At 67.8% G+C, this 24,784-nt stretch carries 24 protein-coding genes; 8 read left to right on the top strand and 16 right to left on the bottom strand.

The annotated features are described in order from the left end of the window. Window positions 1-33 precede the first annotated feature (33 nt). The 4 genes from GONAM_RS14270 to GONAM_RS14255 all read right to left on the bottom strand — a co-directional run bounded on the left by GONAM_RS14270 (window position 34) and on the right by GONAM_RS14255 (window position 4,624). Window positions 34-1,278, bottom strand: coding sequence for an SfnB family sulfur acquisition oxidoreductase (locus GONAM_RS14270; protein WP_006867462.1), 1,245 nt, complete (start codon window positions 1,276-1,278; stop codon window positions 34-36). Continuing rightward, entirely contained in the window at window positions 1,275-2,387 is a 1,113-nt protein-coding gene (sfnG, locus tag GONAM_RS14265) for a dimethylsulfone monooxygenase SfnG (protein WP_006867461.1), read from the bottom strand. The genes GONAM_RS14270 and sfnG overlap by 4 nt, the downstream gene beginning before the upstream one ends. A gap of 58 nt (window positions 2,388-2,445) precedes the next feature. Further along, the gene (locus tag GONAM_RS14260) at window positions 2,446-3,624 is read right to left on the bottom strand and encodes an LLM class flavin-dependent oxidoreductase (RefSeq protein WP_006867460.1); all 1,179 of its coding nucleotides are present in this window, start codon (window positions 3,622-3,624) and stop codon (window positions 2,446-2,448) included. A gap of 340 nt (window positions 3,625-3,964) precedes the next feature. Further along, window positions 3,965-4,624, bottom strand: a complete 660-nt coding sequence (locus GONAM_RS14255; RefSeq protein ID WP_006867459.1) for a TetR family transcriptional regulator — start codon at window positions 4,622-4,624, stop codon at window positions 3,965-3,967. Window positions 4,625-4,783: 159 nt separating this feature from the next. Between GONAM_RS14255 and GONAM_RS14250 the strand changes: the two genes are divergently transcribed. The 4 genes from GONAM_RS14250 to GONAM_RS14235 all read left to right on the top strand — a co-directional run bounded on the left by GONAM_RS14250 (window position 4,784) and on the right by GONAM_RS14235 (window position 8,411). Further along, the gene (locus GONAM_RS14250) at window positions 4,784-5,908 is read left to right on the top strand and encodes a ferredoxin reductase (protein ID WP_040536508.1); all 1,125 of its coding nucleotides are present in this window, start codon (window positions 4,784-4,786) and stop codon (window positions 5,906-5,908) included. Window positions 5,909-5,966: 58 nt separating this feature from the next. Beyond that, window positions 5,967-7,181 carry a fatty acid desaturase family protein gene (locus GONAM_RS14245; RefSeq protein ID WP_006867457.1) on the top strand — a complete coding sequence of 405 codons (1,215 nt, stop codon included), beginning with the start codon at window positions 5,967-5,969 and terminating at the stop codon, window positions 7,179-7,181. A 127-nt stretch (window positions 7,182-7,308) separates the two neighbouring features. After that, entirely contained in the window at window positions 7,309-7,806 is a 498-nt protein-coding gene (locus GONAM_RS14240; RefSeq protein ID WP_006867456.1) for a hypothetical protein, read from the top strand. Between the two features lie 104 nt (window positions 7,807-7,910). Further along, a complete protein-coding gene (locus tag GONAM_RS14235) occupies window positions 7,911-8,411 on the top strand; it encodes a DUF4395 domain-containing protein (protein WP_006867455.1) in 501 nt (166 codons plus the stop codon). A 120-nt stretch (window positions 8,412-8,531) separates the two neighbouring features. Here GONAM_RS14235 and GONAM_RS22780 read toward each other — a convergent pair whose 3' ends face one another. From GONAM_RS22780 to GONAM_RS14185, 11 genes are all read right to left on the bottom strand, one after another. After that, window positions 8,532-8,705 carry a hypothetical protein gene (locus GONAM_RS22780; RefSeq protein ID WP_006867454.1) on the bottom strand — a complete coding sequence of 58 codons (174 nt, stop codon included), beginning with the start codon at window positions 8,703-8,705 and terminating at the stop codon, window positions 8,532-8,534. A 27-nt stretch (window positions 8,706-8,732) separates the two neighbouring features. Further along, entirely contained in the window at window positions 8,733-9,680 is a 948-nt protein-coding gene (locus tag GONAM_RS14230) for a Ppx/GppA phosphatase family protein (RefSeq protein ID WP_006867453.1), read from the bottom strand. Continuing rightward, on the bottom strand, window positions 9,677-10,207 hold the full coding sequence (locus GONAM_RS14225; RefSeq protein ID WP_040536533.1) for a DUF501 domain-containing protein: 531 nt from the start codon (window positions 10,205-10,207) through the stop codon (window positions 9,677-9,679). Before GONAM_RS14225 ends, GONAM_RS14230 begins: the two co-directional genes overlap by 4 nt. Before the next feature lie 11 nt (window positions 10,208-10,218). Then, window positions 10,219-10,917, bottom strand: coding sequence for a septum formation initiator family protein (locus tag GONAM_RS14220; RefSeq protein WP_006867451.1), 699 nt, complete (start codon window positions 10,915-10,917; stop codon window positions 10,219-10,221). Window positions 10,918-10,929: 12 nt separating this feature from the next. Continuing rightward, complete coding sequence (eno, locus tag GONAM_RS14215) at window positions 10,930-12,213, bottom strand: phosphopyruvate hydratase (RefSeq protein ID WP_006867450.1); 1,284 nt, start codon at window positions 12,211-12,213, stop codon at window positions 10,930-10,932. A gap of 126 nt (window positions 12,214-12,339) precedes the next feature. Continuing rightward, window positions 12,340-13,110: a lytic transglycosylase domain-containing protein gene (locus tag GONAM_RS14210; RefSeq protein WP_006867449.1), complete on the bottom strand. Its 771-nt coding sequence runs from the start codon at window positions 13,108-13,110 to the stop codon at window positions 12,340-12,342. Between the two features lie 155 nt (window positions 13,111-13,265). Beyond that, on the bottom strand, window positions 13,266-14,192 hold the full coding sequence (locus tag GONAM_RS14205) for a formylglycine-generating enzyme family protein (RefSeq protein WP_083876426.1): 927 nt from the start codon (window positions 14,190-14,192) through the stop codon (window positions 13,266-13,268). Continuing rightward, window positions 14,189-16,108 carry an adenylyl-sulfate kinase gene (gene cysC, locus GONAM_RS14200; protein WP_006867447.1) on the bottom strand — a complete coding sequence of 640 codons (1,920 nt, stop codon included), beginning with the start codon at window positions 16,106-16,108 and terminating at the stop codon, window positions 14,189-14,191. Before cysC ends, GONAM_RS14205 begins: the two co-directional genes overlap by 4 nt. Further along, window positions 16,108-17,085 (bottom strand): sulfate adenylyltransferase subunit CysD, encoded by a 978-nt coding sequence (gene cysD / locus GONAM_RS14195; RefSeq protein WP_051992573.1) that lies wholly within the window; start codon window positions 17,083-17,085, stop codon window positions 16,108-16,110. The genes cysC and cysD overlap by 1 nt, the downstream gene beginning before the upstream one ends. Further along, a complete protein-coding gene (stf0, locus tag GONAM_RS14190; RefSeq protein WP_006867445.1) occupies window positions 17,082-17,891 on the bottom strand; it encodes a trehalose 2-sulfotransferase in 810 nt (269 codons plus the stop codon). The genes cysD and stf0 overlap by 4 nt, the downstream gene beginning before the upstream one ends. Window positions 17,892-18,009: 118 nt before the next feature. Beyond that, window positions 18,010-19,398 carry a sulfatase family protein gene (locus GONAM_RS14185; RefSeq protein WP_006867444.1) on the bottom strand — a complete coding sequence of 463 codons (1,389 nt, stop codon included), beginning with the start codon at window positions 19,396-19,398 and terminating at the stop codon, window positions 18,010-18,012. 242 nt (window positions 19,399-19,640) lie between these two features. Here GONAM_RS14185 and efeU point away from each other — a divergent pair, with 242 nt between their 5' ends. The 4 genes from efeU (at window position 19,641) to GONAM_RS14165 (ending at window position 23,648) form a co-directional block, all read left to right on the top strand. Beyond that, window positions 19,641-20,603 (top strand): iron uptake transporter permease EfeU, encoded by a 963-nt coding sequence (gene efeU, locus GONAM_RS14180; RefSeq protein ID WP_006867443.1) that lies wholly within the window; start codon window positions 19,641-19,643, stop codon window positions 20,601-20,603. Then, complete coding sequence (gene efeO / locus GONAM_RS14175; protein WP_006867442.1) at window positions 20,600-21,808, top strand: iron uptake system protein EfeO; 1,209 nt, start codon at window positions 20,600-20,602, stop codon at window positions 21,806-21,808. Before efeU ends, efeO begins: the two co-directional genes overlap by 4 nt. Next, window positions 21,805-23,133: an iron uptake transporter deferrochelatase/peroxidase subunit gene (efeB, locus tag GONAM_RS14170; protein ID WP_006867441.1), complete on the top strand. Its 1,329-nt coding sequence runs from the start codon at window positions 21,805-21,807 to the stop codon at window positions 23,131-23,133. Before efeO ends, efeB begins: the two co-directional genes overlap by 4 nt. A 236-nt stretch (window positions 23,134-23,369) precedes the next feature. Next, window positions 23,370-23,648: an ornithine cyclodeaminase/mu-crystallin family protein gene (locus GONAM_RS14165; RefSeq protein ID WP_006867440.1), complete on the top strand. Its 279-nt coding sequence runs from the start codon at window positions 23,370-23,372 to the stop codon at window positions 23,646-23,648. A gap of 183 nt (window positions 23,649-23,831) precedes the next feature. On the opposite strand, the gene GONAM_RS14160 is transcribed toward GONAM_RS14165, so the two are convergent. Further along, window positions 23,832-24,737 (bottom strand): nucleoside triphosphate pyrophosphohydrolase, encoded by a 906-nt coding sequence (locus tag GONAM_RS14160; RefSeq protein ID WP_006867439.1) that lies wholly within the window; start codon window positions 24,735-24,737, stop codon window positions 23,832-23,834. Window positions 24,738-24,784: the final 47 nt, after the last annotated feature.

Raw genomic sequence — 24,784 nt, 5'->3', positions numbered from 1 at the left:
ATCGAACGCAACGCGATTGGCATACAAGAGGATTCAGATCACGCCGTGCAGCGGCGGGTCCTCTCCGCGGAGAAGCCAGCGACCGATGTGCTGGTACTTCCATCGAACCGGATCGTGCAGTGTGTGGGTCCGCGCATCGCGCCAATAGCGGTCGAGCCTGGTTCCGGCTGCGGCGCTGCGGGTTCCGCTCACCTCGAACAGTGCCGACGCCACCGGCGTCGCGACCCGGTCGGCCACGGCCTTGGCACGCGCCACCGCGATCGACGCCTCGGCGACGAGCTCCCGAGGCGAACCGGCGGAACCGGCCACGGCCTCGTCGACCCTGCGACCGGCCGCGGCGAGCATCGCCTCGGCGGTCGCGACGTCGACCTCGAGTTCGCCGAAGCGCTGGACCACCAGCGGATCGTCGACGGCACGGTCGACGCCCGCCTCGAACCACGGACGGGCCTTGGTGCGCACGAACTCGACTGCCTCGGTCAGCGCGCCGCGGGCGATGCCGACGTCGATCGCAACGTGCAGCAACTGTGCGTAAGCACCGTAGGCGGTGGGTGCCGACGTCGCCGATGCCCGGGCCACGAGGTCGTTTGCGGTCACCTCGACACCGGAGAACCGGACGGTTCCCGAGCCGGTCGTCCGCTGCCCCACGGCATCCCAGTCGTCGACGATCTCGACGCCCGCCGAGTCCGCCGGGATGAACGCCACGTACTCGCCGGGTGCGAGGTCGCCGGCAGGCGCTTCGAGCTTCGCCAGGACGGCAAGAGTGTGCGCGAACAGCGAACCCGTGCAGTAGAACTTCTCACCGTCCAGGACGAACCGGCCGGCGTCGCCGTCGACCGGGGTCAACCGGGTCGAGATGTCGGCGATGGTCTTGCCGCCGCGCTCCGACTGGGCGTTGGCCACCCGGCCGCCGGCCAAGACGTCGGTGAAGATGCGTTCGGCCAACGCTTCTCCCGCGGAGAGCCGTACCAGGTTGAGGTAGACGAAGTGGCTGTGCGGGATCTGCGCGATGCTCGGGTCGGCGGCGGCGAGGATCGAGACGACCTCGGCGAGCACGCTCGGCGCGACGTCGAGTCCACCGAACCGTGCGGGCACGGTCAGAGCGAGAAGTCCCGACTCCGAGAGGCGGTCGATCTCCGCGTGCGGCAACCGCCGATCGCGGTCGCGCTCGGCGGCACCGGTCGCGAACGCCGCGGCCAGCTCCCGTGCCACGGACAGGGCTTCGGCGGTCGACCCGATCCGGCTCGCCGAATCGGGTCGGACCTGACTGACAGCGGTCACAGCACTGCTGCGGGTGTCTGCGATGCCTCGAGTTCGCGCACGAGCGGGAGCACCTTCTCGCCGAAGTACTCGATCTCCTCCTGGAAGTGCAGGAAGCCACCGAGGATGAGGTCGACGCCGAGGCGCTTGTAGGCCACGATGCGCTCGGCGATCTGCTCCGGCGTGCCGATCAGCTGCGTCTTGAAGCCGTCGTTGTACTGGACGAGATCCTCGAACTTCGAGTCCGCCCACATGCCCTTCTTGTCACCGGTCGAATTGCCGGCCTGCTGCACGGCATCTCGGAATCCTTCCACCGCAGGACGATTCGCCTTCTCGACGATCTCGCGCAGGGTGTCGCGGGCTTCCTTCTCGGTGTCACGGGCGATGATGAAGCCGTTCAGGCCGAACTTCACCGAACGGTTGTGCGCCTGGGCGACAGCACGCAGATCGTCGATCTGCTCGGTCACGCCGTCGAAGTCCTTGCCGTTGGAGAAGTACCAGTCGGCGAAGCGGCCGCCGTTGTTGCGCGCCGCGGTCGAGTTGCCGCCCTGGAAGAGCTCCGGGTTCGGACGCTCGGGGGTGTTGAGCGGCTTCGGCTTCAGGGTGAAGTCGTGGATGCGGTAGAAGTCGCCACGGTAGTCGACGTTGTCCTCGGTCCAGATCTTGCGAATGACCTCGAGGAACTCGCCGCTGCGGCGGTAGCGCTCGTCGTGCTCGAGCCAGGGCTCACCGAGGTGGGTGAACTCGTCCTTGAACCAGCCGCTGACCACGTTGATGGCGAAACGACCCTTGGACAGGTGGTCGGCGGTGGCGCCGAGCTTGGCGAGGACCGCCGGGTGCCACAGGCCGGGGTGCACCGCGGCGATGACCTTCAGCCGCTGCGTCGCGAGGAGCAGTGCCAGGCTGAAACTCGTCGACTCGTGCTGGTATTCGGCGCCGTAGCTGGCTTCGTAACGGACCTGCGAGAGCGCGTACTCGAAGCCGTTGTTCTCGGCGGTCTGGGCGAGCTTGATGTTGTAGTCGTAGCCCCAGTCGGTGCGCTGCTCGATGGTGCTGGTGACCAGGCCGCCGCTGACGTTGGGCACCCAGTAGGCGAACTTGATCTCGTCCGCGATGGAGTCGGTGGACATGGTGTTACCTCCGGAGGTGGGTTCTCAGGTGGAGATTGGATCGGTCAGGACGGTGCGATCACGACGAGGCGGCCTGGAGCCGGGGCAGGAACGCGGTGCGAACCTCTTCGCTCGGACGCGCATCGGCCGCGTCGAGCAGGCCGCGGCGGGCGAGAGCCGGTCGGACACCCTCACCGAAGTGGTAGGCCTCCTCGAGGTGCGGGTAACCGGACAGGATGAAGTGGTCGAGACCGAGGGCTGCGTACTCACCGATGAGCTCCGCGACCTCGTCGTAGGAGCCGACGAGTGCGGTGCCGGCACCGCCGCGCACCAGACCGACGCCGGACCAGACGCCCGGGTGGATCTCCAGCGAGCGCGGGTCGGGCGAAACCTCGAATGCGGCTCCGCGGCCGTGCAATTCGGACATGCGGCGCTGGCCCTCGGACTCCGACTGGGCGAGGTTCCGCTGCGCGGCGGCGACCTGTTCGGGATCGAGGTTGTTGAGGAGACGTTCGGCCTCGGCCCAGGCCTGCTCAGAGGTTTCGCGGGCGATCACGTGGAACCGGATGCCGTGGTCGAGGGTCCGGCCCTGGGCTGCGGCGAGTCCGTTGATCCAGGCGATCTTCTGGGCGACGGCCTCGGGACGCTCCCCCCAGGTGAGGTAGGTGTCGGCGTACTTGGCGGCCACGTCACCCGCGGCAGGCGACGACCCACCGAAGAAGACCGGCGGGGTCGGGGTGGGGCGGCGGCCGAGGAGGGCGTTCTCCACGCGCAGGTGCTTGCCGACGAAGTCGACGGGCTCGTCCTGGGTCCACAGGCGGCGGATGATCTCCAGGTATTCGCCGCAGCGCTCGTAGCGGGCGTTCTTGGCCAGGAAGTCGCCGAAGGCACGCTGTTCGCTCGACTCGCCGCCGGTGACGACGTTGATCAGCAGGCGGCCCTCGGAATGCCACTGGAAGGTCGCCGACATCTGCGCTGCGAGCAGCGGCGAGATGAGGCCGGGACGGAAGGCGATCAGGAACTTGAGGCTCTCGGTCGAGTCGATGAGTGCCGCGGTGGTCAGCCACGCGTCCTCACACCAGAGTCCGGCCGGGGTCAGGACGGCTTCGAAGCCGTTGACCTCGGCTGCGCCCGCGAGCTGCTTGAGGTAACGAAGGTCGGCCGGCCGGTCCCCGTTCATCTGGCTGCCGTGCCCGCCCGCGATCAGATTGCGGGAGTCACCGTAGGTGGGCAGGAACCAGTGGAAATGCAGAGACACCGCGAGGGCACCTTTCGTCGTAGAGCGTCGGGGGTGGAGCGGCAGGCGTGACCGGCAGCTGGGACCGAAGACCCGCGCTGCGACACACATGTCGAGTCCAAGTGTCGGACACCGGTTGGACGCGAGGCCACAATTGAAATCTGCGTGACGCCAAGTGGACAACGGTCCGCCCGGTTCTGTAGAGGCAGCGTCTTCGCAGGTCAGAGGCGCGTTCGGGGACGGGAGCCCGTCGACTGACCACACCCGCCACCGACGAAGTCCGCCAGCAGGTCCCGAATACCGAAACAGCGCCCCACTCTTCGGAGGGGTCCGGTCAGGTCATGCCCACCGGCGGTGGGCTTCACTCCGACGGTCGCCACTGCCCCATTCCGAGGAACACCATCACCAATTGGCGTTCGGTGCGCTCGACGATCTGCTTCTCGGCGCCGCGTCCGCGGTACTCGCCGTCGAGCAGATCGGCCACGGCGGTCAGCATGATCGTGACGATGAGTTCGGCGGCGATCTCGAGGTCTTCCGGCTGCCACGGGGCGAGGTCGGGGATCCGGGCGAGGTCGATCGTCAGTTCCTTGGCGAAGAGCCGGAGTTCGGTGTCGATGGCGCGGCGGATCTCCGCGATACCGCCGTGCTGCTCGCGGATCAGGAAGCGGAACTGCGATTCGTTCTCGCGAACGTGACGCAAGAGGATGTCGAGTGAGTTCTTCGCGGTCGGCATCGCCTGACGTGCGGCGAGATCACGCCGCCCTTCACGCAGAGCTCGACGCAGGACCCGCATCGAGTCCTCGACGACGGTGACCCCGAGATCCTCCATCGAGGCGAAGTGCCGGTAGAAGGCCGTGGGCACGATGCCCGCACCGCGGGCCACCTCGCGCAGGCTGATGCTGCCGAAGCTGCGGTCGCCGACGAGGGACCTCGTGGCGTCGAGGAGCGCCTGGCGCGTCTGGTTCTTCTTGTCCGCACGCGTCTGCGCATCGCGCTGGTCCGAACTCCGCGTGCGTGTCACACAGCCGAGTGTATTCGCCGCGACCTCCTACCCCGGCCTCGACCTCCCGACGATCGTGACGGCCATCACAGGAATCTCCGCTTGACGGGTACAGGCGTCAACATGTCACACTCGTTTGTGTACACCTGTACACCGAAATCATGTGAACGGAGCCCATCCATGAGCATCCGCACCTCCCAGAACCCGACCCCGGGCACCGCAGCCGGCAGCCCCGGCCGCTGGAACCGCCTGGTCGGCTCGATCGTCGAGGCGGCACTGTCCCCGCATCCGGTCGACCGTTATCTCGAACTGCTCGATCCGATGCTCACCTGGCGCGACCTGCGCGGCGAGATCGTCCGGGTCGAGCATCCGACACCCCGCACAGTGCGTCTCACCATCCGTCCGACACGTCAGTGGCGCGGCCATCAGGCTGGACAGTTCGTGCAGCTCAGCGTCGTGATCGACGGCGTCCGGCACACCCGGTGCTTCTCGCCGGCCAATGCCGCCGCCGGCCCGGACGGCGACATCGAACTCACCATCACCGCCAACGACGACGGCCTCGTCTCCAAGCACCTGGCCGCCGAGGCCCGGACCGGCGATGTGGTCGGACTGTCCCAGGCCGACGGCGAGTTCGCGCTGCCGGAGACCGACCCGACCTCGGCCGTCTTCATCAGCGGCGGCAGCGGCGTTACACCTGTGCTCTCAATGTTGAGGACACTCGTGGCCCGAGACTACGCCGGACCGATCACCTTCGTGCACTACGCGCGCACGGCGTCGGAGGTCGCGTACCGCACCGAGCTCGCCGCCCTGGCGGTCGAGCATCCCAACCTCGATCTCCGGATGCACCACACCCGCGAGGAAGACAACGGCCACTTCACCGCCGCGCACCTCGACGACATCCCCGGCCTGGCCGACGCCGATGTGTTCGTCTGCGGACCCCGGGCCCTGATGAATGCCGTCGCCGAGGCGCATGCCGAACTCGGCATCTCGCAGCCGTTGCACAGCGAGGCGTTCACCCTGGCCGCACCGACGGTCGTCGACCCCGATTCGGTCGAGGGCGAACTGACGTTCTCACGGTCGGGTGCAACGGCGACCAACGACGGTCGTCCGATCCTCGACCAGGCCGAAGCCGCCGGGCTCACCCCGGAATCCGGTTGCCGCATGGGGATCTGCTTCTCCTGCACCGCCGTGAAGAAGTCGGGCTGCACCCGAAACGTGCTCACCGGCGAGACCGACACCGAGTCCGACACCCAGATCCAGCTGTGCATCAACGCCCCGGTCGGTTCCGTCGACATCGAGATCTGACGGTCGGCCACCTCGCCGACCTCCACCCATTCCACTCCTACCCAGCAGGAGGCACACCATGACCATCGACATCGCACAGGACACCCGTCCCGCACCCACCGAGAACCTGCCGGCCGTCGTCGAGGCCGAGAACATCACCGCCGAGAACTCCGACCCCAACACCGTCGTCCTGTCCTATGAACAGGTCGAGGCGCTGGGACGCGACCTGGACGAGCTTCGCTCGCGGATCGTCGCCGACCTCGGTCAGAAGGACCGCGACTACCTGTACTCGGTCATCCGCGCCCAGCGCGGGTTCGAGATCGGCGGCCGCGCACTCATGTACCTCGGGTTCTTCCCGCCGGCCTGGATCGCCGCCGTCGGCGCTCTCTCCGTGTCGAAGATCCTCGACAACATGGAGATCGGCCACAACGTGATGCACGGCCAGTACGACTGGATGCGCGAGGACACCTACAACTCCCGCGAATTCGAGTGGGACACCGTGTGTCCGGCCGACCAGTGGAAGCACAGCCACAACTACCTGCACCACACGTTCACCAACATCCTCGGCGAGGACCGCGACATCGGTTACGGCATCCTGCGGATGGCGCGCGACCAGAAGTGGAATCCCTACTACCTGGGCAACCTCGGCTACGCGACCGCCCTCATGCTCCTCTTCGAGTGGGGCGTCATGCTCCACGACCTGGAGGCGGAGAACGTGATCCAGGGCAAGCGCAAGTGGAGCGACATCAAGGGCCTGGTGAAGGGCATGTGGCGCAAGGCAGGTCGACAGGTCCTCAAGGACTACGTCGTCTTCCCGGCGCTGACCGGCCCGCTGTTCGTCCCGACCCTCATCGGCAACGCCACCGCCAACCTGGTGCGCAACGTGTGGACCTACTCGATCATCTTCTGCGGCCACTTCCCCACCGGTGCACAGACTTTCACCCCGGAGGAGTGCCAGAACGAGACCCGCGGCCAGTGGTACCTGCGCCAGATGCTCGGCTCGGCCAACATCACCGGCAGCCCGCTGTTCCACATCATGAGCGGCAACCTGTCGCACCAGATCGAACACCACCTGTTCCCGGACATCCCGGCAAGCCGCTACCCGACGATGTCCGGCGAGGTGCAGGAGATCTGCGAGCGCTACGGCCTGCCGTACAACACCGGCTCGCTCAGCCACCAGCTGGCGTCGACCTGGAAGAAGATCGCGAAGTTGTCGCTGCCGAACTGGATGACCCGCGACGATGACGACCTCACCGTCATCGTCGAACGCGAGAAGCCTGCGTCGGCCGCCTGACCTGCGCATTTGAGAACCGTTTGACCGACTGGTCCCGGGGGTAACCTCGGGACCAGTCGCGTTTCACAGGCGCGCACGGACAGGCACACGCCGGGGGCAAAACCCTTAAGAACCCAGGGGGTCACAGATGGTCGACAGCATCGAACGGAACAAGGACCTGATGCAGGAGCTGATCGAGTCCACGGCAACCCACGTGGGTCGCATCGCCACCATCATCACCGGCGCCGTCGCCGGGGTGACCCGCGAGATCGGCGAGATCGTCACCGACGGGTTCGAGATGCGGGAGGCCGCACGCAAGGCCAAGGCCGACCTCGCCCAGGACCGTGAGTGGGGGATCATCGACGCCGAGTTCGCCTACGCAGAGACGATCAACGACGCCGACCTGTCCGAACCGTTTTCCGAGTCCGAGCAGGCACGAAGAGTCACAGGAGTGGACATGGACGAGATCCCCGATCGCATCGACGTCGGTGAGCAGGCCGGCATCGACCAGGAGGGAGAGGTCTCCCGGGAGGCCGAACTCCCCAACGACGGCGGCGTGACCGACCAGGACGAGCCCGACGTCGACGACCCGCGGGAGATCGCCGCGGAGGAGCCCCGGATCGCACCTGACACCGATCACTTGTGAGACGACGCTCACCCTCTTGAGATCTGGGTGGATAGAACCTTTGCCAAACGACCGACGCACCCGTAGCTTGGTCCTGGTTTTCCTAGTTCATGGAGGTTCTGTCGATGTCGGTGCGTGAGGTTCTCACCTTTCCCAACCCCGTGAACGACTACGCGGCCCGCACGACCGCCGGCCTGGTCGTCGTGCTGGCCGTCATCGCGGTCGCGGTCGACAACCCGATCCTCTACGGCATCCTCGCTCTCGGCTTCGCGCTGCGCGTGGCGTCTGGCCCGACGCTCTCCCCCTTCGGACAGCTCTCGGTGAAGTTCATCGTCCCTAAGGTCGTCCGCAAGGAGAAGCTGGTCCCCGGACCTCCGAAGCGCTTCGCCCAGACCATCGGCCTGGTGGTCAGCGGTACGGCGTTCGTGCTGAGCCTCTTCGGTTTCGGCTTGGCCGCGCAGATCACCACCGGCGTCCTGATCCTCGCCGCGACGCTCGAGTCGGTCTTCGGATTCTGCCTGGGCTGCACCATCTTCGGCTTCCTGCAGCGCGCGGGCATCATCCCCGAGTCGGTGTGCGAGGCCTGCAACAACATCTCGCTGCGCAACCCCGCAGCCGCGGCCTAGCCGCAAACCCACCTTTTATCGCCAGATCCACCACCCGCTCGGGTGGTGGATCTGGCGAAAAGTGGTGGGTTTCCGCTGCTCCCTGAGGAGCCCGGAGCGTGCGGAGGGCGTCTCGAAGGGTCAGTCGGATTTCACCGCGCGATCGGGCACGGTCATCGCCATCATCATGATCTCGGTCTCGCTGTAGTCCCGGCCGGGATGTTCGGCCGCGAGGTGGGCCTGGACCTTGGGGACGAAGTCGTCTTCGAGGGCGGTGATGGACTCGCCACAGGGGCAACGCAGGTTGTATGCCATGCGTCACATCCTATCGGGACCGGTCCTTCAGTCCAGGATGCCGAGTGCGATCCCGTCGAGGATGTCGTGCTCGCTGACGACGAGTTCGGTGATGCCCGCCCGTTCGGCCAGCACCTTCGCCAGTTCGAGCGTGACTAGCGATCCCCCGCCGATGACATCGACGCGACCGGGGTGCATCGGCCCCAGCGCAGCACGGTCGGCGCGGGTCATGTGTACGAGATCCCAGCACACGCGGTCGAGGTCGGCCAGCGAGATGCGGGAGAGGTGGATCTTCTCCGAGTCGTACTCGGTCAATCCGGCGCCGAGTGCGGCGAGCGTCGTCATCGTCCCGGCGACGCCGACCCACGTCCGTGCGGGCTCGACGGGCACCCGCGCGAAGGCCTCGGCGAGTCGCTCGGCGGCGAACACCTGGGCGGCGGCGATCTCCTCGGTTGTCGGCGGATCGGATGGCAGGGTGCGTTCGGTCAGACGCACGCACCCGATGTCCGCCGAGTACGCGGCGTGGACGCCATCGGTGTCGCCGAGCACCACCTCGGTCGAGCCTCCCCCGAGGTCGGTGACCACGAAAGGCCCACTGGCGGGGTCCAATTCGCCGACGGCTCCGCGGAAGGACAGCCGCGCTTCCTCATCGCCCGAGATGACCTCAGCGATGGCGCCGTCGGAGACGCAGCTCAGCAGGTCGGCGGTCATCGCGAAGAATTCGTCGCGATTCGACGCATCGCGTGTCGCCGACGTCGCCACCATCCTGACCTTCTCGACGCCGAGCGATTCCATCGTGGTGACGTAGTCGGCGAGCGCGACCCGGGTGCGTTCGATCGATTCCGGGGCGAACTGTCCGGTCGCGTCGACGCCGTAACCCAGTCGTACGACGCGCATCTCGCGATGCAGGTCGACGAGGCGGCCGTCGTCACCGGCCCGGGCCACGAGGAGACGGATCGAGTTGGTTCCGCAGTCGACGGCGCCGACGATCGTCACGCGTCGTCTCCGGCGGTCTGCGTCGGCGGGAGTGTGTCGGGCCAGTCGGCCGGGATCGCGGTGCCCCGCAAGCCATTTGCGGCAGCAAGTGCCACCGCCTCGTCGCCGAACGGGTTGAGACCCGGCCCCTTGGCGAGCGAGTGCGCGATGAGCACGTGCAGGCACTTCACCCGGTCGGGCATGCCGCCGCCGGTGAAGTCGGTGCCCAACGACTCGATGGCGTCGCGCTCGGCGAGGTAGTCCTCGTGGGCACGACGATAGGCGGCCGCGAGCTCCGGATCGGACGACAACCGCGCGGTCATCCCCCGCATGACGCCCGCCGATTCCTGACGGCTGGCCTCGGCGGTGAGCCGCGGATCGGTCAGGTAGTACAGCGTCGGGAACGGCGTGCCGTCGGGCAGCCGCGGCGCGGTCTTGACGACGGCCGGCTGGCCGTCCGGTGTGCGATAGCTGATCTCGATGACGCCCCGCGGCTCGCGTCCCAGCTGCGCTGCGACGGTGGCGAGGTCTTCTTCTGACACGCTCACGGTCACTGACCTCACTGCGCGGCGGGCGGAGTCGACAGGGTGTCCCAGAGGTTGCCGTACCAGGGTGCGCGGGCGCGCTCCTCGGCACGTTCAGCGGCCTCACGGCGGGCCTGGTCGGCGGGGAACAACATCACGAGCGGGATCTCTCCTGGCTTGACGAACTGCAGACGCGTCCGCGCCTGAGCCTCGATGTAGGCGGGGTCGTTCTGCTCGTTGACCTTCTGCTGGTAGTCGGCGACCTCGCGCCGCAGCTGTTCGTTCGACGCGGTCAGCTGCCGGAACTCCGACCGCTGACTGAAGTACGTCCGCAGCGGCATCGCCAGCGTCAGGGCGACGACGCAGACCACGACGACCGTGATGACGAGTGTCGCCACGGTGCCCGGGGTCATCTCGAAGCGTCGCAGACGAGCACTCAGTCCGGACCGCATCCCGTTCCGGGACGCGTTCGCCCGGGAGCGACGCACCCGCTCGGCCGACGGTGCGGCGGTGTCGGCCGCGGACGCCTGGGCTTCGGCTGCGGTGTCCGCAGCGGCGTCGCCGATCAGCTCCTGTTCACCGGTCTCGACGACCGAGACCGGCGCGACAGGCCGAGCCGGACGTCCGGACCGATCGTGCCGTCGCGTGCGACGGGCGTCGCGTGCGCGCGGATCGGCCTTCCGATCACGCGCACGCTGACGCCCGTCACCGCGGTGACGTCGCTCCGAACCCATGAAGACAGCTAATCACGAACCAAACGAGAAACGCGGGAAGGCGAGGTCCCCCGCGTAGCGTGCCGCATCGCCGAGACCCTCTTCGATGCGCAGCAGCTGGTTGTACTTGGCGACACGCTCGGAACGTGCGGGCGCACCGGTCTTGATCTGGCCGCAGCTGCAGGCGACGGCGAGGTCGGCGATGGTGGTGTCCTCGGTCTCACCGGACCGGTGGCTCATCATCGACTTGTAGCCGTTGTTGTGCGCGAGGGCGACGGCGTCGAGGGTCTCGGTCAGCGTGCCGATCTGGTTCACCTTGACCAGCAGTGCGTTGGCGATGCCCTTCGAGATGCCCTCTTCGAGACGCTCGGGGTTGGTGACGAACAGGTCGTCGCCGACGAGCTGCACCTTGTCGCCGATCGACTCGGTCAGCTTGGCCCAACCGGTCCAGTCGTCCTCGGACAGGCCGTCCTCGATCGACACGATCGGGTAGTCGCTGATGAGCTTCTCGTAGAACGACACCATGGCGTCGGCGTCGAACTCCTTGCCCTCGAGCTTGTAGACGCCGTTGGAGTAGAACTCGGTCGACGCGGCGTCGAGCGCGATGACGACGTCACGGCCGAAGTTGTAGCCGGCCTTGCCGACGGCCTCGCCGATCACGGCGATGGCGGCCTCGGTGTTCGGCAGGTCGGGGGCGAAGCCGCCCTCATCGCCGAGCGCGGTGTTCAGGCCCTGCTTGTGCAGCACCGACTTCAGCGCGTGGTAGACCTCGGCACCGCAGCGGAGGGCTTCCTTGAAGGTGGGAGCACCGACCGGAGCGATCATGAACTCCTGGAAGTCGATGCCGTTGTCCGCGTGCTCACCGCCGTTGATGATGTTCATCATCGGGACCGGCAGGATGTGGGCGTTGGGGCCGCCGATGTAGCGGAACAGGGGCAGACCGGCCGACTCGGCCGCGCCCTTGGCCACCGCGAGCGACACACCGAGCAGTGCGTTGGCGCCGATGCGGCTCTTGTCGGGGGTGCCGTCGCAGTCCAGCAGTGCCTGGTCGACGAGACGCTGTTCCTCGGCCTCGATGCCGATCACCGCGGGTGCCAGCTCGCCGAGGACGCCCTCGACGGCCTTGGTGACGCCCTTGCCCAGGTACCGCTCGCCGCCGTCACGGAGCTCGACGGCCTCGTGTTCGCCGGTGGAAGCGCCCGACGGAACGGCGGCGCGGGTGAAGGTGCCGTCGTCCAGGACGACCTCGACCTCGACCGTCGGGTTTCCCCGCGAATCGAGAATCTCGCGCGCACCTACCTGCTCGATGATTGCCACGGCTGAACCCCAATCTCGGTGGACGTGCCGGCTGTGATGCCGGTCGGTAGGTCAAAGAGTAGTGGCTGCATCCACGGTCCACGAGACAAGGTCTCGTGGTACGGCTGCAGCCGCCCGGCCCCGGGCTCAGAAACGGACGTTGATCGAGTAGGCGTTGGCGTGATCGCGCACGTCGAGGACATAGGCCATCGAGTTGTTGTACGTGCGGACCGCCTTCTCCCAGCCCTCGGCGACGGTCATGTCGTTGCCCGACGAGACGCACAGGTAGCGGGCGGCGGACAGCGCCGCGTCGTCGATGTTGTCCGGGTCGGGGACGCCGTCGCCGTTGGCGTCCACGCCGTAGCGCTTCCACGTCTCCGGGATGAACTGGAAGGGGCCCATCGCGCGATCGTGGGTGGGGTCACCGTCGAGGCTGCCCCCGTCGGTGTCGCGGATCTCCATGTTGCCCTTGGTGCCGTCGAGCTGCGCGCCGCGGATCGGCGGGCTCACGTCGCCGTTCTCGGCCACGCTCGAGCCCCGGTAGCGCCCGTGCTTGCTCTCGACGCCCGCGATGCCGGCCAGTGTCGTCCACGCGATGCCGCATTCGGGGTGCTGCTGCCGCTGGATCTCCGCGGCGTTGCCGTAGGCCTGCAGGGACACGATGGGGATGCCGGTCGACTCCGAGATGGGTTCGGCCCACGCGTGCATCTTGTCGGCGGTGCGGCCGGGCGCGTTGATGTCGATGTAGGGCTGCGGCACACCCGCGCCGGGCGGGATGCCCTCGGGGATGTCGGGCCTGTTCAGCGACGGGAGATCGATGCACGCGGAGAGCAACACCGATGAGGCGATCGCCACCCCGCCCGCGACCAGCCCGTTCCTCCACGAGCGACGGTTCCGCCCCCGGCCCAACACACGCATTCCCCGTTCCACTCCTGTCTCGGATCTCCCGGCGAGCCGACGCCCGTCCGAGCGACCACGATCGCACATGTCGCCGCATGCTCTCCTCCGCAACACACAGCGACCCGGTCACAGGGGACAACTGTCGGCGGCCGGCTTCGGTTCCCGACGCCCCGTCAGCCCTCCGACGCGGCGTCGCCCACCGTGCGGAATCCGATATTGCTCGTCGTCGAGTTCGGGGTGTTCGACGATCTCGCCGCGACGCGGTAGCGGTTGCAGTACGAGTCGTGACAGAGATGGCTGCCACCGCGGAGGACGCGCAGGGTGCCCCGGGTCGGTCCGGTGGGGTCGACGGTGGCGGAGGTCCGGTAGTACCGCGCGCTGAACCGGTCGGCGCACCACTCCCACACGTTGCCCACGCACTGGTAGAGGCCGTATCCGTTGGGTTCGAAGGTGCGCACGTCGACGGTGCCGACGTGTCCGGTCGGACGGTCGGGGAACTCGCCGCGAAAGATGTTGCAGCGCGGATCCTCCGGACTCGGGCGCGTGTCGCCCCAGGGATACCGCGCACCGTCGCGGCCACCGCGTGCGGCGTACTCCCACTGCGCCTCGGTGGGCAGCCGCCGGCCGGCCCAGGAGCAGTACGCGAGCGCGTCGTCGTGGCTGACATGCACAACGGGATGAGTGTCCTTGCCGGTCAGGTCGCTGCCCGGTCCCCCGGGATGCCGCCACGATGCACCGGGTGTCGCGAGCCACCACGGGGTCTCGGGAACGGGCTCGCCGGGCGCGGTGGCATAGCTGTGGAAGACCGCCGAAATACCGGCCCGTTCGGCGTCGGTGACGTACCCGGTCGCCTCGACGAAGGCGGTGAAGGCGGCATTCGTCACCGACGTGACGTCCACCGAAAACGCCCTGAGTTCGACGCCGTGCACCGGGACCTCCCCGTCGGTGCGATAGCCCTCGTCGTGCGCATCGCCCATCCGGAAACGCCCTGCGGGCACGTCGACTGTCGCCACACGGTGCTGTCCGCGCTCCCCCACCGACGGCCGGCTCCCCCCGTCAGCGTGGGATCCCGCGTGTCCGGGCGGGTGACAGCAACTCACCCGTCCATGATGCCGCGATCCATCAGGGCACCGAGGATCAGCGAGGCGAGCCGGTCGATGTCGGCACCGGTGGTGTCGAACCGCAGATCCGGCTGCTCCGGGCTCTCGTAGGGAGCGTCGATGCCGGTCAGGCCGCGCAGTTCGCCGCGACGCGCCCGTTCGTACAACCCCTTGGGGTCGCGGCGTTCGCATTCGCTGACCGGGGTCGAGATGTGCACCTCGATGAACTCCAGGTCCGCCGCGCGGTGGAGTTCCCGTGCGATCTCCCGATCCGACCGCAGCGGCGACACCATCGACGCGATCGAGATGACCCCGGCATCGGCGAAGAGTCGCGCGACATGGCCGACACGGCGGATGTTCTCCGCGCGGTCGCCGGCCGAGAACCCGAGGTCGTCGGAGATGCCGTGCCGGATGTTGTCGCCGTCGAGGAGGTAGGCCACACGGCCGCGGCTGACGATGGCGCGTTCGAGTGCCACCGCGACGGTCGACTTGCCCGATGCCGGTAAGCCGGTGAGCCACACCGTCGCCCCGCGCTGACCGGTGTGCGCCCAGCGTTCGGCGCGCGCGAGCGAACTCGGATGCCACTTGATGTCGTTGCGGGTCGCCTTGCCGGGCACGACCTCTCGCGGCTCCAGGATCGTGCCCGCGCCGACGGTGTCGTTGGACGCCTCGTCGATGAGGATGAAGGCGCCGGTGTCGCGGTTCTGGTCGTATGGATCGGCCGGCACCACCGACGACGTCCGCAGCGTGATCGTCCCGATGTCGTTGAGCACCAACTCACTCGGGCCCACGTGTTCGATCAGGGTGTCGGGGTCGAGGCGACGTTCGAGCGACTGGACGGTGGCACGCACCGTCGAGGGCCCGTGTTTGAGCGCGACGCGATCGCCGGCGCGCAACGGCGACGTCGACAGCCAGCACACGTGGGCGTCGATCTCACGGGCGAGTACCGGAACGTGCGCGCCCTCGGCTCCGCTGACGACGATGTCTCCGCGACCGATGTCGATGTCGTCGGCGATCTGGATGGCGACCGAGAGTGGCGCTACTGCAACCTTTCTCGTCTCGTCGAGGGTGTCGAGGGCGGTGACCGAGGACCTGCTGCCCGACGGCAGCACCACGATCTCGTCACCCACCTGCAGGGTGCCCGACGCGAGTCGTCCGGTGTAGGTACGCCGGTGGGATTCACTCGGCCGCGACACCCACTGGATCGGCAGGCGTAATTCCTCGGTAACCGGTGCGGGCGCATGCAGTTCGACGGTCTCGAGGTAGTCGAGGAGCGTCGGGCCGTCGTACCACGGGGTGTTCGTCGAGCGGTGCACCACGTTGTCGCCGTGCTTGGCGGCCACCGGCACGGCGACGATCTCGTCGATGCCGAGTTGCACCGCGAGTTCGGCGAGGTCGGCGCGGATCTCGTCGAACCGGTGCTGCGAGAAGTCGACGAGGTCGATCTTGTTGATCGCCGCGACCACGTGGGGAACACCGACGAGGGTCGCGATGCGCGCATGGCGTCGGGTCTGCCGGAGCAAGCCGTGGCGGGCGTCGACCAGCAGCACCGCCACGTGGGCGTTCGAGGCCCCGGTGAACATGTTGCGGGTGTAGCGCTCGTGTCCGGGGGTGTCGGCCAGGACGTAACTGCGTGTGGGCGTGGAGAAGAAGCGGTACGCGACGTCGATGGTGATGCCCTGTTCACGCTCGGCGCGCAGGCCGTCGGAGAGCGCCGCGAGGTCGACGTCGCCGTCCCCGTCGGTGACCGCTTCGAGGTGGTCGGTGGGCAGGCTGCCGGTGTCGTGCAGGATGCGACCGATCAGCGTGGACTTGCCGTCGTCGACGCTGCCCGCGGTCGCGATGCGGAGGAATTGCCTTGTCGCGCCGACGGTCGGATCGCTGGGGTCGACCGTCTGCGGAGAGGTGGTGGTCATCAGAAATACCCTTCGCGCTTGCGGTCTTCCATGGCAGCGCTCGACGTGCGGTCGTCGGCGCGGGTCTCACCGCGCTCGGAGACCGTCGCCTCGCTGATCTCGGCGATGATCTCGGGGATCGTGGTTGCCCTCGAGCGGACCGCACCGGTGATCGTCAGGTCCCCGACCGTGCGATAGCGCACCCACTCGGTGGTCACCTCTTCCCCGTCCCGGGGCTGCGAGAACTCCGAGACCGACAACAGGATGCCGTCCCGTTCGAAGACCTCACGCTCGCCGGCGAAGTAGATCGACGGCAGTTCGAGGTTCTCGAGTTCGATGTAGCGCCAGATGTCGGTCTCGGTCCAGTTCGACAACGGGAACACGCGGACGGACTCTCCGCGGCGGATGCGCCCGTTGTACAGCGACCACGGTTCGGGACGCTGCGCACGCGGGTCCCACTGCCCGAACTCGTCACGGAAGCTGAAGATCCGTTCTTTGGCCCGGGCGCGTTCCTCGTCGCGGCGGGCACCGCCGAAAGCCGCGTCGAAACCACCCTTTTCGAGTGCGTCGAGCAGCGTGCGGGTCTGCAGCCGGTTGCGCGACCCCGAGGGATCGGTGGACTCCGCGACGCGCCCGGAGTCGATGGACTCCTGGACCGAGGCGACGATCAGTTCGATGCCGTCGGGGTTGTCGGCGGTGGGCGCGACGCGTCGATCACGGAACTCGATGACCTCGCCGAAATTGTGCCCGGTGTCGACGTGCATGATTGGGAAGGGCAAGGGTGCCGGACGGAAAGCCTTCTCCGCCAGGCGGAGCAGCACGATCGAGTCCTTGCCGCCGGAGAACAGGAGCACCGGGCGTTCGAGTTCGGCCACCACCTCGCGGATGATGTGCACCGATTCAGCCTCCAGGACCCTGATCGCGGTGACGTGATCGATGTCGTCGGTCGTCTGGGGGGCTGCAGCCTGCGGGGCTGCGGTCTGTGGAGCTGTGGTCACAGCGGGTATCCGTTCCGTTCGGCGTCTTCTCGGTAACGCTGAGCCCATTCCTTGGACCGCGAGTTCGACTGTGGTTTGAGCGGTGGCGGCGGCGCCAGCGCCGGATCCTGGCCGATCTTCTCGAGCACCCGCGCAGCCGCCTTGGTGGGATCGTTCACCAGATCGCGGAACTCGATGTCGAGCGGCTCGATCCCCTCGGCGGCGAACCAGTTGCGCCACTGCCGTTCCTGTTCGATCAGGATGCCGGCGAGATGCGCGATGCCCTCGGCGTGATACACCGCCGCGTCCTCGTCCTCGCCGTCGGAACCGTCGTTGCGCCACACCCGGGTCTGCACCGCGCGCCACATCGAAACCGCCTGCGGCACCACGTCATCGCGATACACGTGCACGTATACCGGGTCGGCGCCGTCGAAGATCCACCGGATCGCGGTCCGCAACGATCCCGAACCCACACGACCGCGGGCGATGAGCAGCGGTGTCTGATTCCACATGAGCTTGCCGCCCCACACCCCGTTGGCGCTGCGACCGGCCGCCAAGATGTCGGCACGCCAGGTCTCGGCGTCGCGGGTGTCGACGGTGCCGGGATCGATCGGATCCAGGAGTTCCAGGATCGTCGGGTCGGTGACGCCGGCGAACCACTCACGCGGCTGAGGCGATTGCGACGAGGAGGCGAAGTACTGGAAGAACTCCTCCGGCGTGCCTGCGACGCCGGTCGCCGACAGGGACTCGACGAGCAGTGTGCTGCCGCTGCGCTGGCTCGCGCAGACGAGGTAGTTCGACGGCCCCGCAGCGGGCGTTGCTGACATGCAGCAGAGTCTATAGATCCGAAAACCCCTCGCAACCTGGGTTTTTAGGCGCAGCGAGGCGAAAACTCTTGACACCGGACACCGGTCGTGAGTGTCCCCGGCCGGCGCCGGTTTCGGTTCAGCGGCCCCCGGAGGTGATCTCCCCGGCCAACTCGCGTTTGGACCCCTGCGGACGACGGGACGGCAGCGCCTCCTCCTGGGGTTCGACCTGCGCCGCCTTGGCGTGGAAGGCCTCCATGAAGCGTTCCGCGATGGCCGTGCCGGTGGCCTCGTCGGGTAGCTCGTCACCGGTCTCGCTGCGCCATGCAGACAGCGTCGCGGCGAGCGTCGCGCGGACCTCTGCATACGACGGGTCGTCGGCGACATTGTTGCGCTCATACGGATCGGAACTCAGGTCGTAGAGCTCGATCCGCGGCCGGTCCTGTTGGATCGCTTCGGAATCCAGCGATCGCGCGGACAGGCTGTCGGCTATGTCGAGTGGCAGCAGGAGCGCCGGCCGGGCCGCGAAGTTCTCGATGTAGCTGTACTCCTTGGTGCGCACGGCACGGATCGGATCGAAGGCGTCGTGGTAGGTCTTCTCGGTGAAGACCTCGGTGCGTACCGCCGGCTCGCCGAGCGATTCGACGAGCGCCGACGCGTGGGAGTCGCCGTCCACGTCGTCGGGGATGTCGACGCCCAGCAGGTCCAGCAGCGTCGGGGTCAGGTCGACCCCGGAGAACAGATCGTCGTAGACCTGCGACTCGATGTGCCGCTGCGTCGGCGGTCGCATGATGAGCGCGACGCCGGTGCCCTCCGCGTACAGGGTCGACTTCGCCCGCGGGAACGCCAGCCCGTGGTCGGTGATGAACACGATCCACGTCGAGGAGTCCAGTCCCAGTTCGGCGACGGTGTCGAGCAGACGACCGACCGCGGCGTCGGCCTTGGTGATCGAACCGTGCAGACCCGCGAGGTCGTCGCGGACGTCGTCGGTGTCGGGCAGGAACCCCGGGACGGCGATGCCGGTGGTGTCGGACGGCTTGTACTCGTCGGCCGGATACGGCCGATGGGTCTCGAAGAAGCCCGCGGTCAGGAAGAAGGGCCGATCCTCGTCGGCGTGGCGCCGGAGCCAGTCCTGGGACTGCTCGACGACGTAGTCGCATCGCGAGTCGGAGACGTCGACCGAGTCGAAGCCGAGGCGTTGCGGGTCCGCGCTCTCGTGTTGCATCCCGAACAGCGCCGACCGGTACCCGGCGTCGGCCAGCAGCGACGGCAGCGTCCGCACGTCGGCGTGGTACTCGAAGCCGTGGTGCGCGAGACCGACGAGCCCGTTGGAATGGGGGTAGCGCCCGGTGAACAACGAACCGCGGGCCGGCGAGCACAGCGGCGCGGTGGCATGGGCGTCGTCGAAGCGGATGCCGTCCGCGGCGAGCTGATCGAGGGTCGGCGACTCGACACCGTCGGCGCCGTAACACGTCAGGTGACGTCCCAGGTCGTGCCAGTGGATCAGGATGACGTTCTCGCGTGGCATGCCCCCATGATGACGCAGGTCGCCGCCCGCGCCGTCGTCACAACTGCCCGCGATCCCGACATACCGCGCACGGCAGTGACCTAGGAGTTGAAATCACCGTGCGCCGAATCCGGGGTCGGGTTCGGCGCAGGCCCCCGCTAGGGCGATGTGCCCTACGCAGCCTCCCGCCCGAGGTCTAGTCTCTGTATGGCTAGCCTTACAGAACCATCGGCGCCGGCCGCGCCGAGAGACGGACGAACTGAATGGATCACCTCACGGCACTCGCCTCGAGTGGCGTACACGTGCTGGCCGCCGCCGACGGACCGTCGGTCTGGACGCAGATGTTCGGTAGCGCGCTCATCGGACTCCGCGAAGGACTCGAAACCGGGATCGTCGTCATGGTCCTCGTCGCCTTCGTCGTCAAGACCGACCGCCGGGACGCCCTGAAGTGGATCTGGGCGGGCGTGGCCGCGGCAGTGGCGATGACGCTCGTGGTGTTCCTCGTGATCCACTTCGGCACCTCGACGATGACGCCGCTCGCGGCCGAGACGATCGCCGGCGTCGCGTCGCTGGTGGCCGTCGCGATCGTGACGTTCATGGTGCTGTGGATGAGCGAGGCCTCCTCCCACATCTCCGCAGACCTCAAGAGCGGGATGTCGAAGGCGCTCCTCGCCGGTGGTGCGTCGGTGCTGGGTCTGTCGTTCCTGGCCGTCGGCCGTGAGGGTTTCGAGACCGCCCTGCTGATGGTCGGGTATGCCGAGAGCGTCTCCGGTGGATTGTGGCCGCTGCTCGGCCTCGTCGTCGGAATCGTTGCCGCGATCGTGTTGACCGTGCTGATCTACCGCGGCGCCATCCGCCTGAACCTCTCGGTGTTCTTCACTTACACAGGCCTGTTCCTGATCATCGTCGCCGCCGGAATCCTCACCTACGGCGTCCGCGCGCTGCAGACGGTGGGCTGGCTGCCCGGCCACGACAACATCGCCTTCGACGTCTCCGGATCCTACGACGCCTCGTCCTGGTACGGAACCGTCCTCGGCGGCATCTTCAACGTGCGACCCGATCCGACTGTCCTTCAGGTGATCGCCTGGATCGTCTACGTCGTCGTCGTGACCACGATCTTCTTCCGACGCCAACGCGCGAGCCATCGGGCCGTCGCGCAGAAGACCACAACCCCCGACGAGAGCACCGCACCCGCGGAGCCCACCCCCGAAAGGAATGCTCAGTGACTCGTAGACCCGTGGTGGCCGCAGCTGCGGCCGCGGTGGTGATCGCCCCCGTGCTCCTCGCCGGCTGTACCGAGAAGAGCAACTCCGAGGGCGCGATCGCCGTGACCTCGACCGCCGACGCCTGTGATCTCGCGACCACCGACGCGACGACCGGCAACGTGGACTTCACGGTCACCAACTCCGGCGACAAGGTCACCGAGTTCTACGTCTACGGGAACAACAACCGCGTCCTCGGCGAGGTCGAGAACATCGGGCCCGGACTCTCCGGCAATCTGACCGTCGAGATCGTCGAACCCGGCACCTACACGGTGGCCTGCAAACCCGGCATGGTCGGCACCGGCATCCGGACCGAGCTCAACGTCGGCGGCGAGCGCAAGGAGAAGGCCGACGTCCCCGCCGACGTGACGGCCGCCAAGGCGCAATACCTCGAGTACGTCCGCAACCAGCTGAACACCCTGCACGCCCAAACGACATCGTTCGTCGACAGCGTCAAGAAGGGCGATCTCGACGCGGCGCGTGCGCAATTCGGTCTCGCGCGTACCCCTTACGAACGGATCGAACCGGTCGCCGAGTCCTTCCCCGATCTCGACCCCGCCATCGACATGCGGTGGGACGACACCGAGGACGGCACCCAGCCGTTCACCGGATTCCACCGCATCGAGCGGTTCCTGTGGCCGCCGCAGGCCGACGAAATCGGCGACGCACCGGGCCAGATCACGCCGTCGGATGCCGCGAACGCCAAGGAGACCGACAATCCGCAGGCCATCGCCGAGATCGCCGACGGCCTGCTCGCCAACGTCACGAAGCTGCGCGACGAGGTCAACTCCCCCGACTTCGACTTCGAGACACTGTCGTTCGTGAAGGGCCCGCAGGCGCTGATCGACGAGGTCGCCGCCACCAAGGTCGACGGTGAGGAAGACCGCTACTCGCACACCGACCTCTGGGATTTCGCCGGCAACCTCGACGGCTCGGAGACCGCGATCGCGACGATGCAGCCGATCATCGCCGCCAAGAACCCGGCGCTGATGGACAAGATCACCGCCCAGTTCGCGACGGTGCGCGACTCGGTGAACTCCTACCGCGACGGTGACGGCTACGTGTCGTACACCGAGGTCACCCCCGAGCAGCGCAAGGAACTGTCGAATCAGATCGATGCGCTCTCGGCCACCCTGTCCCAGGTCCCGGGAATCGTGCTGCAGCAATGAGTGATCCGGCCCCCCGCCCCGACGACGCGCAGCCCACCGAACCCGTAGGCCACACGAAGAAGCGACGTGGTCTGTCGCGTCGTGCGATCCTCGGCGGAACCGGCGCCGGTCTGCTCGTCGCCGCGGGCGGGGTGGCCGTCGGCCGTGCCACCACGCCGGCGCCGGCGGCCGACCACGTCGTCGAGTTCCGAGGCCCACGACAGGCCGGAATCATCACCGCCGCACAGGATCGACTCCATTTCGCGAGCTTCGACGTCGTCACCGACAACCGCGACGAACTCATCGCCGTGCTGCAGCGTTGGACCGACGCGGCCGAACGCATGACCCGCGGTGAGGAGACCGTCCCCGACGGCGCCACCGGCCTCGGTGAGTACACCCCGCCCGGCGACACCGGAGAAGCGTTGGGGCTGAGTGCCGCCCACCTCACGCTGACGATCGGCTTCGGTCCGGGGTTGTTCGGCCCCAGCGCGTCTGCCCCTGACCGGCCCGACCGTTTCGGTCTCGCCGACCGTCGCCCACCAGCCCTCGTCGATCTGCCGATGTTCGCGGCGGAGAAGATCGATCCTTCGAAATCGTACGGGGACATCTGCGTGCAGGCCTGCGCCGACGACCCACAGGTCGCCGTCCACGCCATCCGCAACCTCGCGCGGATGGCGGTGGGCGTCATGGCCATCCGCTGGTCGCAACTCGGGTTCGGCCGCACGTCGTCGACGACACAGTCCCAGGACACCCCTCGAAACCTGTTCGGTTTCAAGGACGGCACCGCGAACCTGCGCGCCGAGGACACCGACCTCCTCGATCGCTGGGTCTGGGTTGCCCCGGAGGACAATCCCCTGGGGGCGCAGTGGATGACCGGCGGCACCTACCTCGTCGCCCGGCGGATCCGGATGGACATCGAACCGTGGGACCGCGCCAACCTCTTCGAGCAGGAACAGATCGTCGGACGCACCAAGAGATCCGGCGCCCCACTGGGCAAGTCCGGCGAGTTCGACGACCCCGACTTCGCGATCACCTCCGGTGGCACCCCGATCATCGCGCGCAACGCCCATGTCCGGCTGGCACATCCGGACAACCTCGGCGGGGTGCGAATCCTCCGCCGCGGCTACAACTTCACCGACGGCACCGACGGTTTCGGCCACCTCGACGCCGGCCTGTTCTTCATCGCCTTCAACCGCGACACCGGCAAACAGTTCGTGCCCATGCAGCAGGTCCTGTCCCGCCAGGACGCCATGACCGAGTACCTGATCCCCAACGGCTCGGCGAACTTCGCGATCCCGCCCGGCCTCCAGCCCGGCGAGTGGTGGGGGCAGCGGCTCTTCGAGTGAGTTCCCGCGTGCGGGTTTCCTTCCCGCCCGCACAACTCCTTCCCGCTGGCCAGACCTGACACGCTGGAAGGAAACCGGCCCGCGGGAAGAAAATCGGCAAGCGGGAAGTCGGGTCCGCCCTCAGGCCCCACCCCGTCGGCGGCTTTTGGTGAGGTGCACCGACGAGTTCGACCCTCGGCCTCGTCGGGGCGGGCACCCTCGCCGTCGAGCACACCCGTGAGATCGACGGGCCCGGCATGGGCACGGGCCGACTCGTCGTCGACGGTCGCGCCACCGCGCTGGCCAAGTCGGGAGACGTCCTGCTCGCGGTCTCCGAAGGACACCTGGCCGAGGACGCCGTCACCGTCGAGTTGGGGGACGTGATCGTCGATCCCCGACTCGGCCGACGCAGCGACGACGACATCACCCTGTTCAACTCCGTGGGCATCGGCCTGCAGGATCTCGTGACCGCCCGCCTCCTCGTCGACGCCGCCCTCGCGTCCGACATCGGAACCAGAGTAGAGATGAGCGCATGAGCGAGAACGCATCACAGCAAGGGTTCCTGACGCGAGCCATCGGAGGCGTCGAGGAGGCCGAGGCCCTGCGGGTCATGCGCACCGCAGTGACGTCCCGGTAGTACGCCACGCGCGGCGCTCACGAAATCCGTTCGCGCTCACCCAATTTACGTGAGCGGGAACGGATTCGGTGAGCGAAAACCATCAGTCCGCGAGCACACTCTCCCAGGCCTCGCGCGAATTCAGTTCGATGCCACGCTCTTTCGCGCGACCCTCGGCCTCGCGGACCGACGCCATGAGGGCAAGGGCCTTGTCCCGGGCCTGCGCCTCGATGCTGTCGTCGCCGGCCGTGACGGTGACGGTCCACGTCTCGGCCGGGATGGTGTCCACCGGATACGACGCGGCGGTGAGTCGTTCGAGGATCTTCTGCAGCAGGGCCAGCGACGGCTGCGTCGTCGCGACGCCGTCGAGGACGGAGCCGCGCTTCTTCTCCGCGGCCTTGCGTTCCTCCCACTCGCGGATCTGGGTCTCGAGGTCGGCGTGGGCACCGGACAGCACGCCGGGGGTACGGCCCATCACCTTGGAGTTGAAGCTGCGGGCGACGTCGTCGATGTCGAACGGCGCCTCGGGATCGTCGGCGGCGATGCGCGCGTGGAAGAGCACCTGCAGCAACAGGTCGCCGAGCTCTTCCTTCAGCTCGATCTGGTCGCCGGCCTCGATGGCGTCGAGCAGCTCGTAGACCTCCTCGAGGAGGTAGCGACGCAGCGAGTGATGGGTCTGGGTGCTCTCCCACGGGCCGTTGCGGCGCAAGGTGTCCATGAGGGCGACGGAGTCGAGCAGGGCCATCCCCGAGACCTTCGCCGCGGTGATGACCTGCTCACCGCGCGCGAGGCGGGCGCGGACGAGTGGGTGATCGGCGTCGGTGCTCACCAGTACGGAGTCGACGGGCGTCTCAGCGAGCACCTCGTCGAACACCGCGTCGACATGGTCGAACTCCCACAGGAGACTGGCGGGCACGTCCTCGGTGACCTTCACCGGTCCCGTGAGCCACGCGCGGGCCCGGATGGGGATCAGGTCGGGCCGTGCCGGGTCCAGCAGCACCACCGTCATGCGTCGTACGCCCTTTCTCGACCCCCCTGTTGTCCATCAACCTAACC

Source organism: Gordonia namibiensis NBRC 108229, from assembly GCF_000298235.1.
GTDB lineage: Bacteria > Actinomycetota > Actinomycetes > Mycobacteriales > Mycobacteriaceae > Gordonia > Gordonia namibiensis.
This window is presented reverse-complemented; position numbering and strand designations above follow the sequence as displayed.

Coding starts and splice junctions, on each gene's coding strand:
- GONAM_RS14235 (WP_006867455.1), top strand. CDS start 7,911: ATGTCGGTGCGTGAGGTTCTCACCTTTCCCAACCCCGTGAACGACTAC.
- efeU (WP_006867443.1), top strand. CDS start 19,641: ATGGATCACCTCACGGCACTCGCCTCGAGTGGCGTACACGTGCTGGCC.
- sfnG (WP_006867461.1), bottom strand. CDS start 2,387: ATGTCCACCGACTCCATCGCGGACGAGATCAAGTTCGCCTACTGGGTG.
- GONAM_RS14240 (WP_006867456.1), top strand. CDS start 7,309: ATGGTCGACAGCATCGAACGGAACAAGGACCTGATGCAGGAGCTGATC.
- GONAM_RS14210 (WP_006867449.1), bottom strand. CDS start 13,110: ATGCGTGTGTTGGGCCGGGGGCGGAACCGTCGCTCGTGGAGGAACGGG.
- GONAM_RS14185 (WP_006867444.1), bottom strand. CDS start 19,398: ATGCCACGCGAGAACGTCATCCTGATCCACTGGCACGACCTGGGACGT.
- GONAM_RS22780 (WP_006867454.1), bottom strand. CDS start 8,705: ATGGCATACAACCTGCGTTGCCCCTGTGGCGAGTCCATCACCGCCCTC.
- GONAM_RS14220 (WP_006867451.1), bottom strand. CDS start 10,917: ATGGGTTCGGAGCGACGTCACCGCGGTGACGGGCGTCAGCGTGCGCGT.
- GONAM_RS14245 (WP_006867457.1), top strand. CDS start 5,967: ATGACCATCGACATCGCACAGGACACCCGTCCCGCACCCACCGAGAAC.
- GONAM_RS14250 (WP_040536508.1), top strand. CDS start 4,784: ATGAGCATCCGCACCTCCCAGAACCCGACCCCGGGCACCGCAGCCGGC.
- GONAM_RS14165 (WP_006867440.1), top strand. CDS start 23,370: ATGGGCACGGGCCGACTCGTCGTCGACGGTCGCGCCACCGCGCTGGCC.
- stf0 (WP_006867445.1), bottom strand. CDS start 17,891: ATGTCAGCAACGCCCGCTGCGGGGCCGTCGAACTACCTCGTCTGCGCG.
- GONAM_RS14160 (WP_006867439.1), bottom strand. CDS start 24,737: ATGACGGTGGTGCTGCTGGACCCGGCACGGCCCGACCTGATCCCCATC.
- cysC (WP_006867447.1), bottom strand. CDS start 16,108: ATGACCACCACCTCTCCGCAGACGGTCGACCCCAGCGATCCGACCGTC.
- efeB (WP_006867441.1), top strand. CDS start 21,805: ATGAGTGATCCGGCCCCCCGCCCCGACGACGCGCAGCCCACCGAACCC.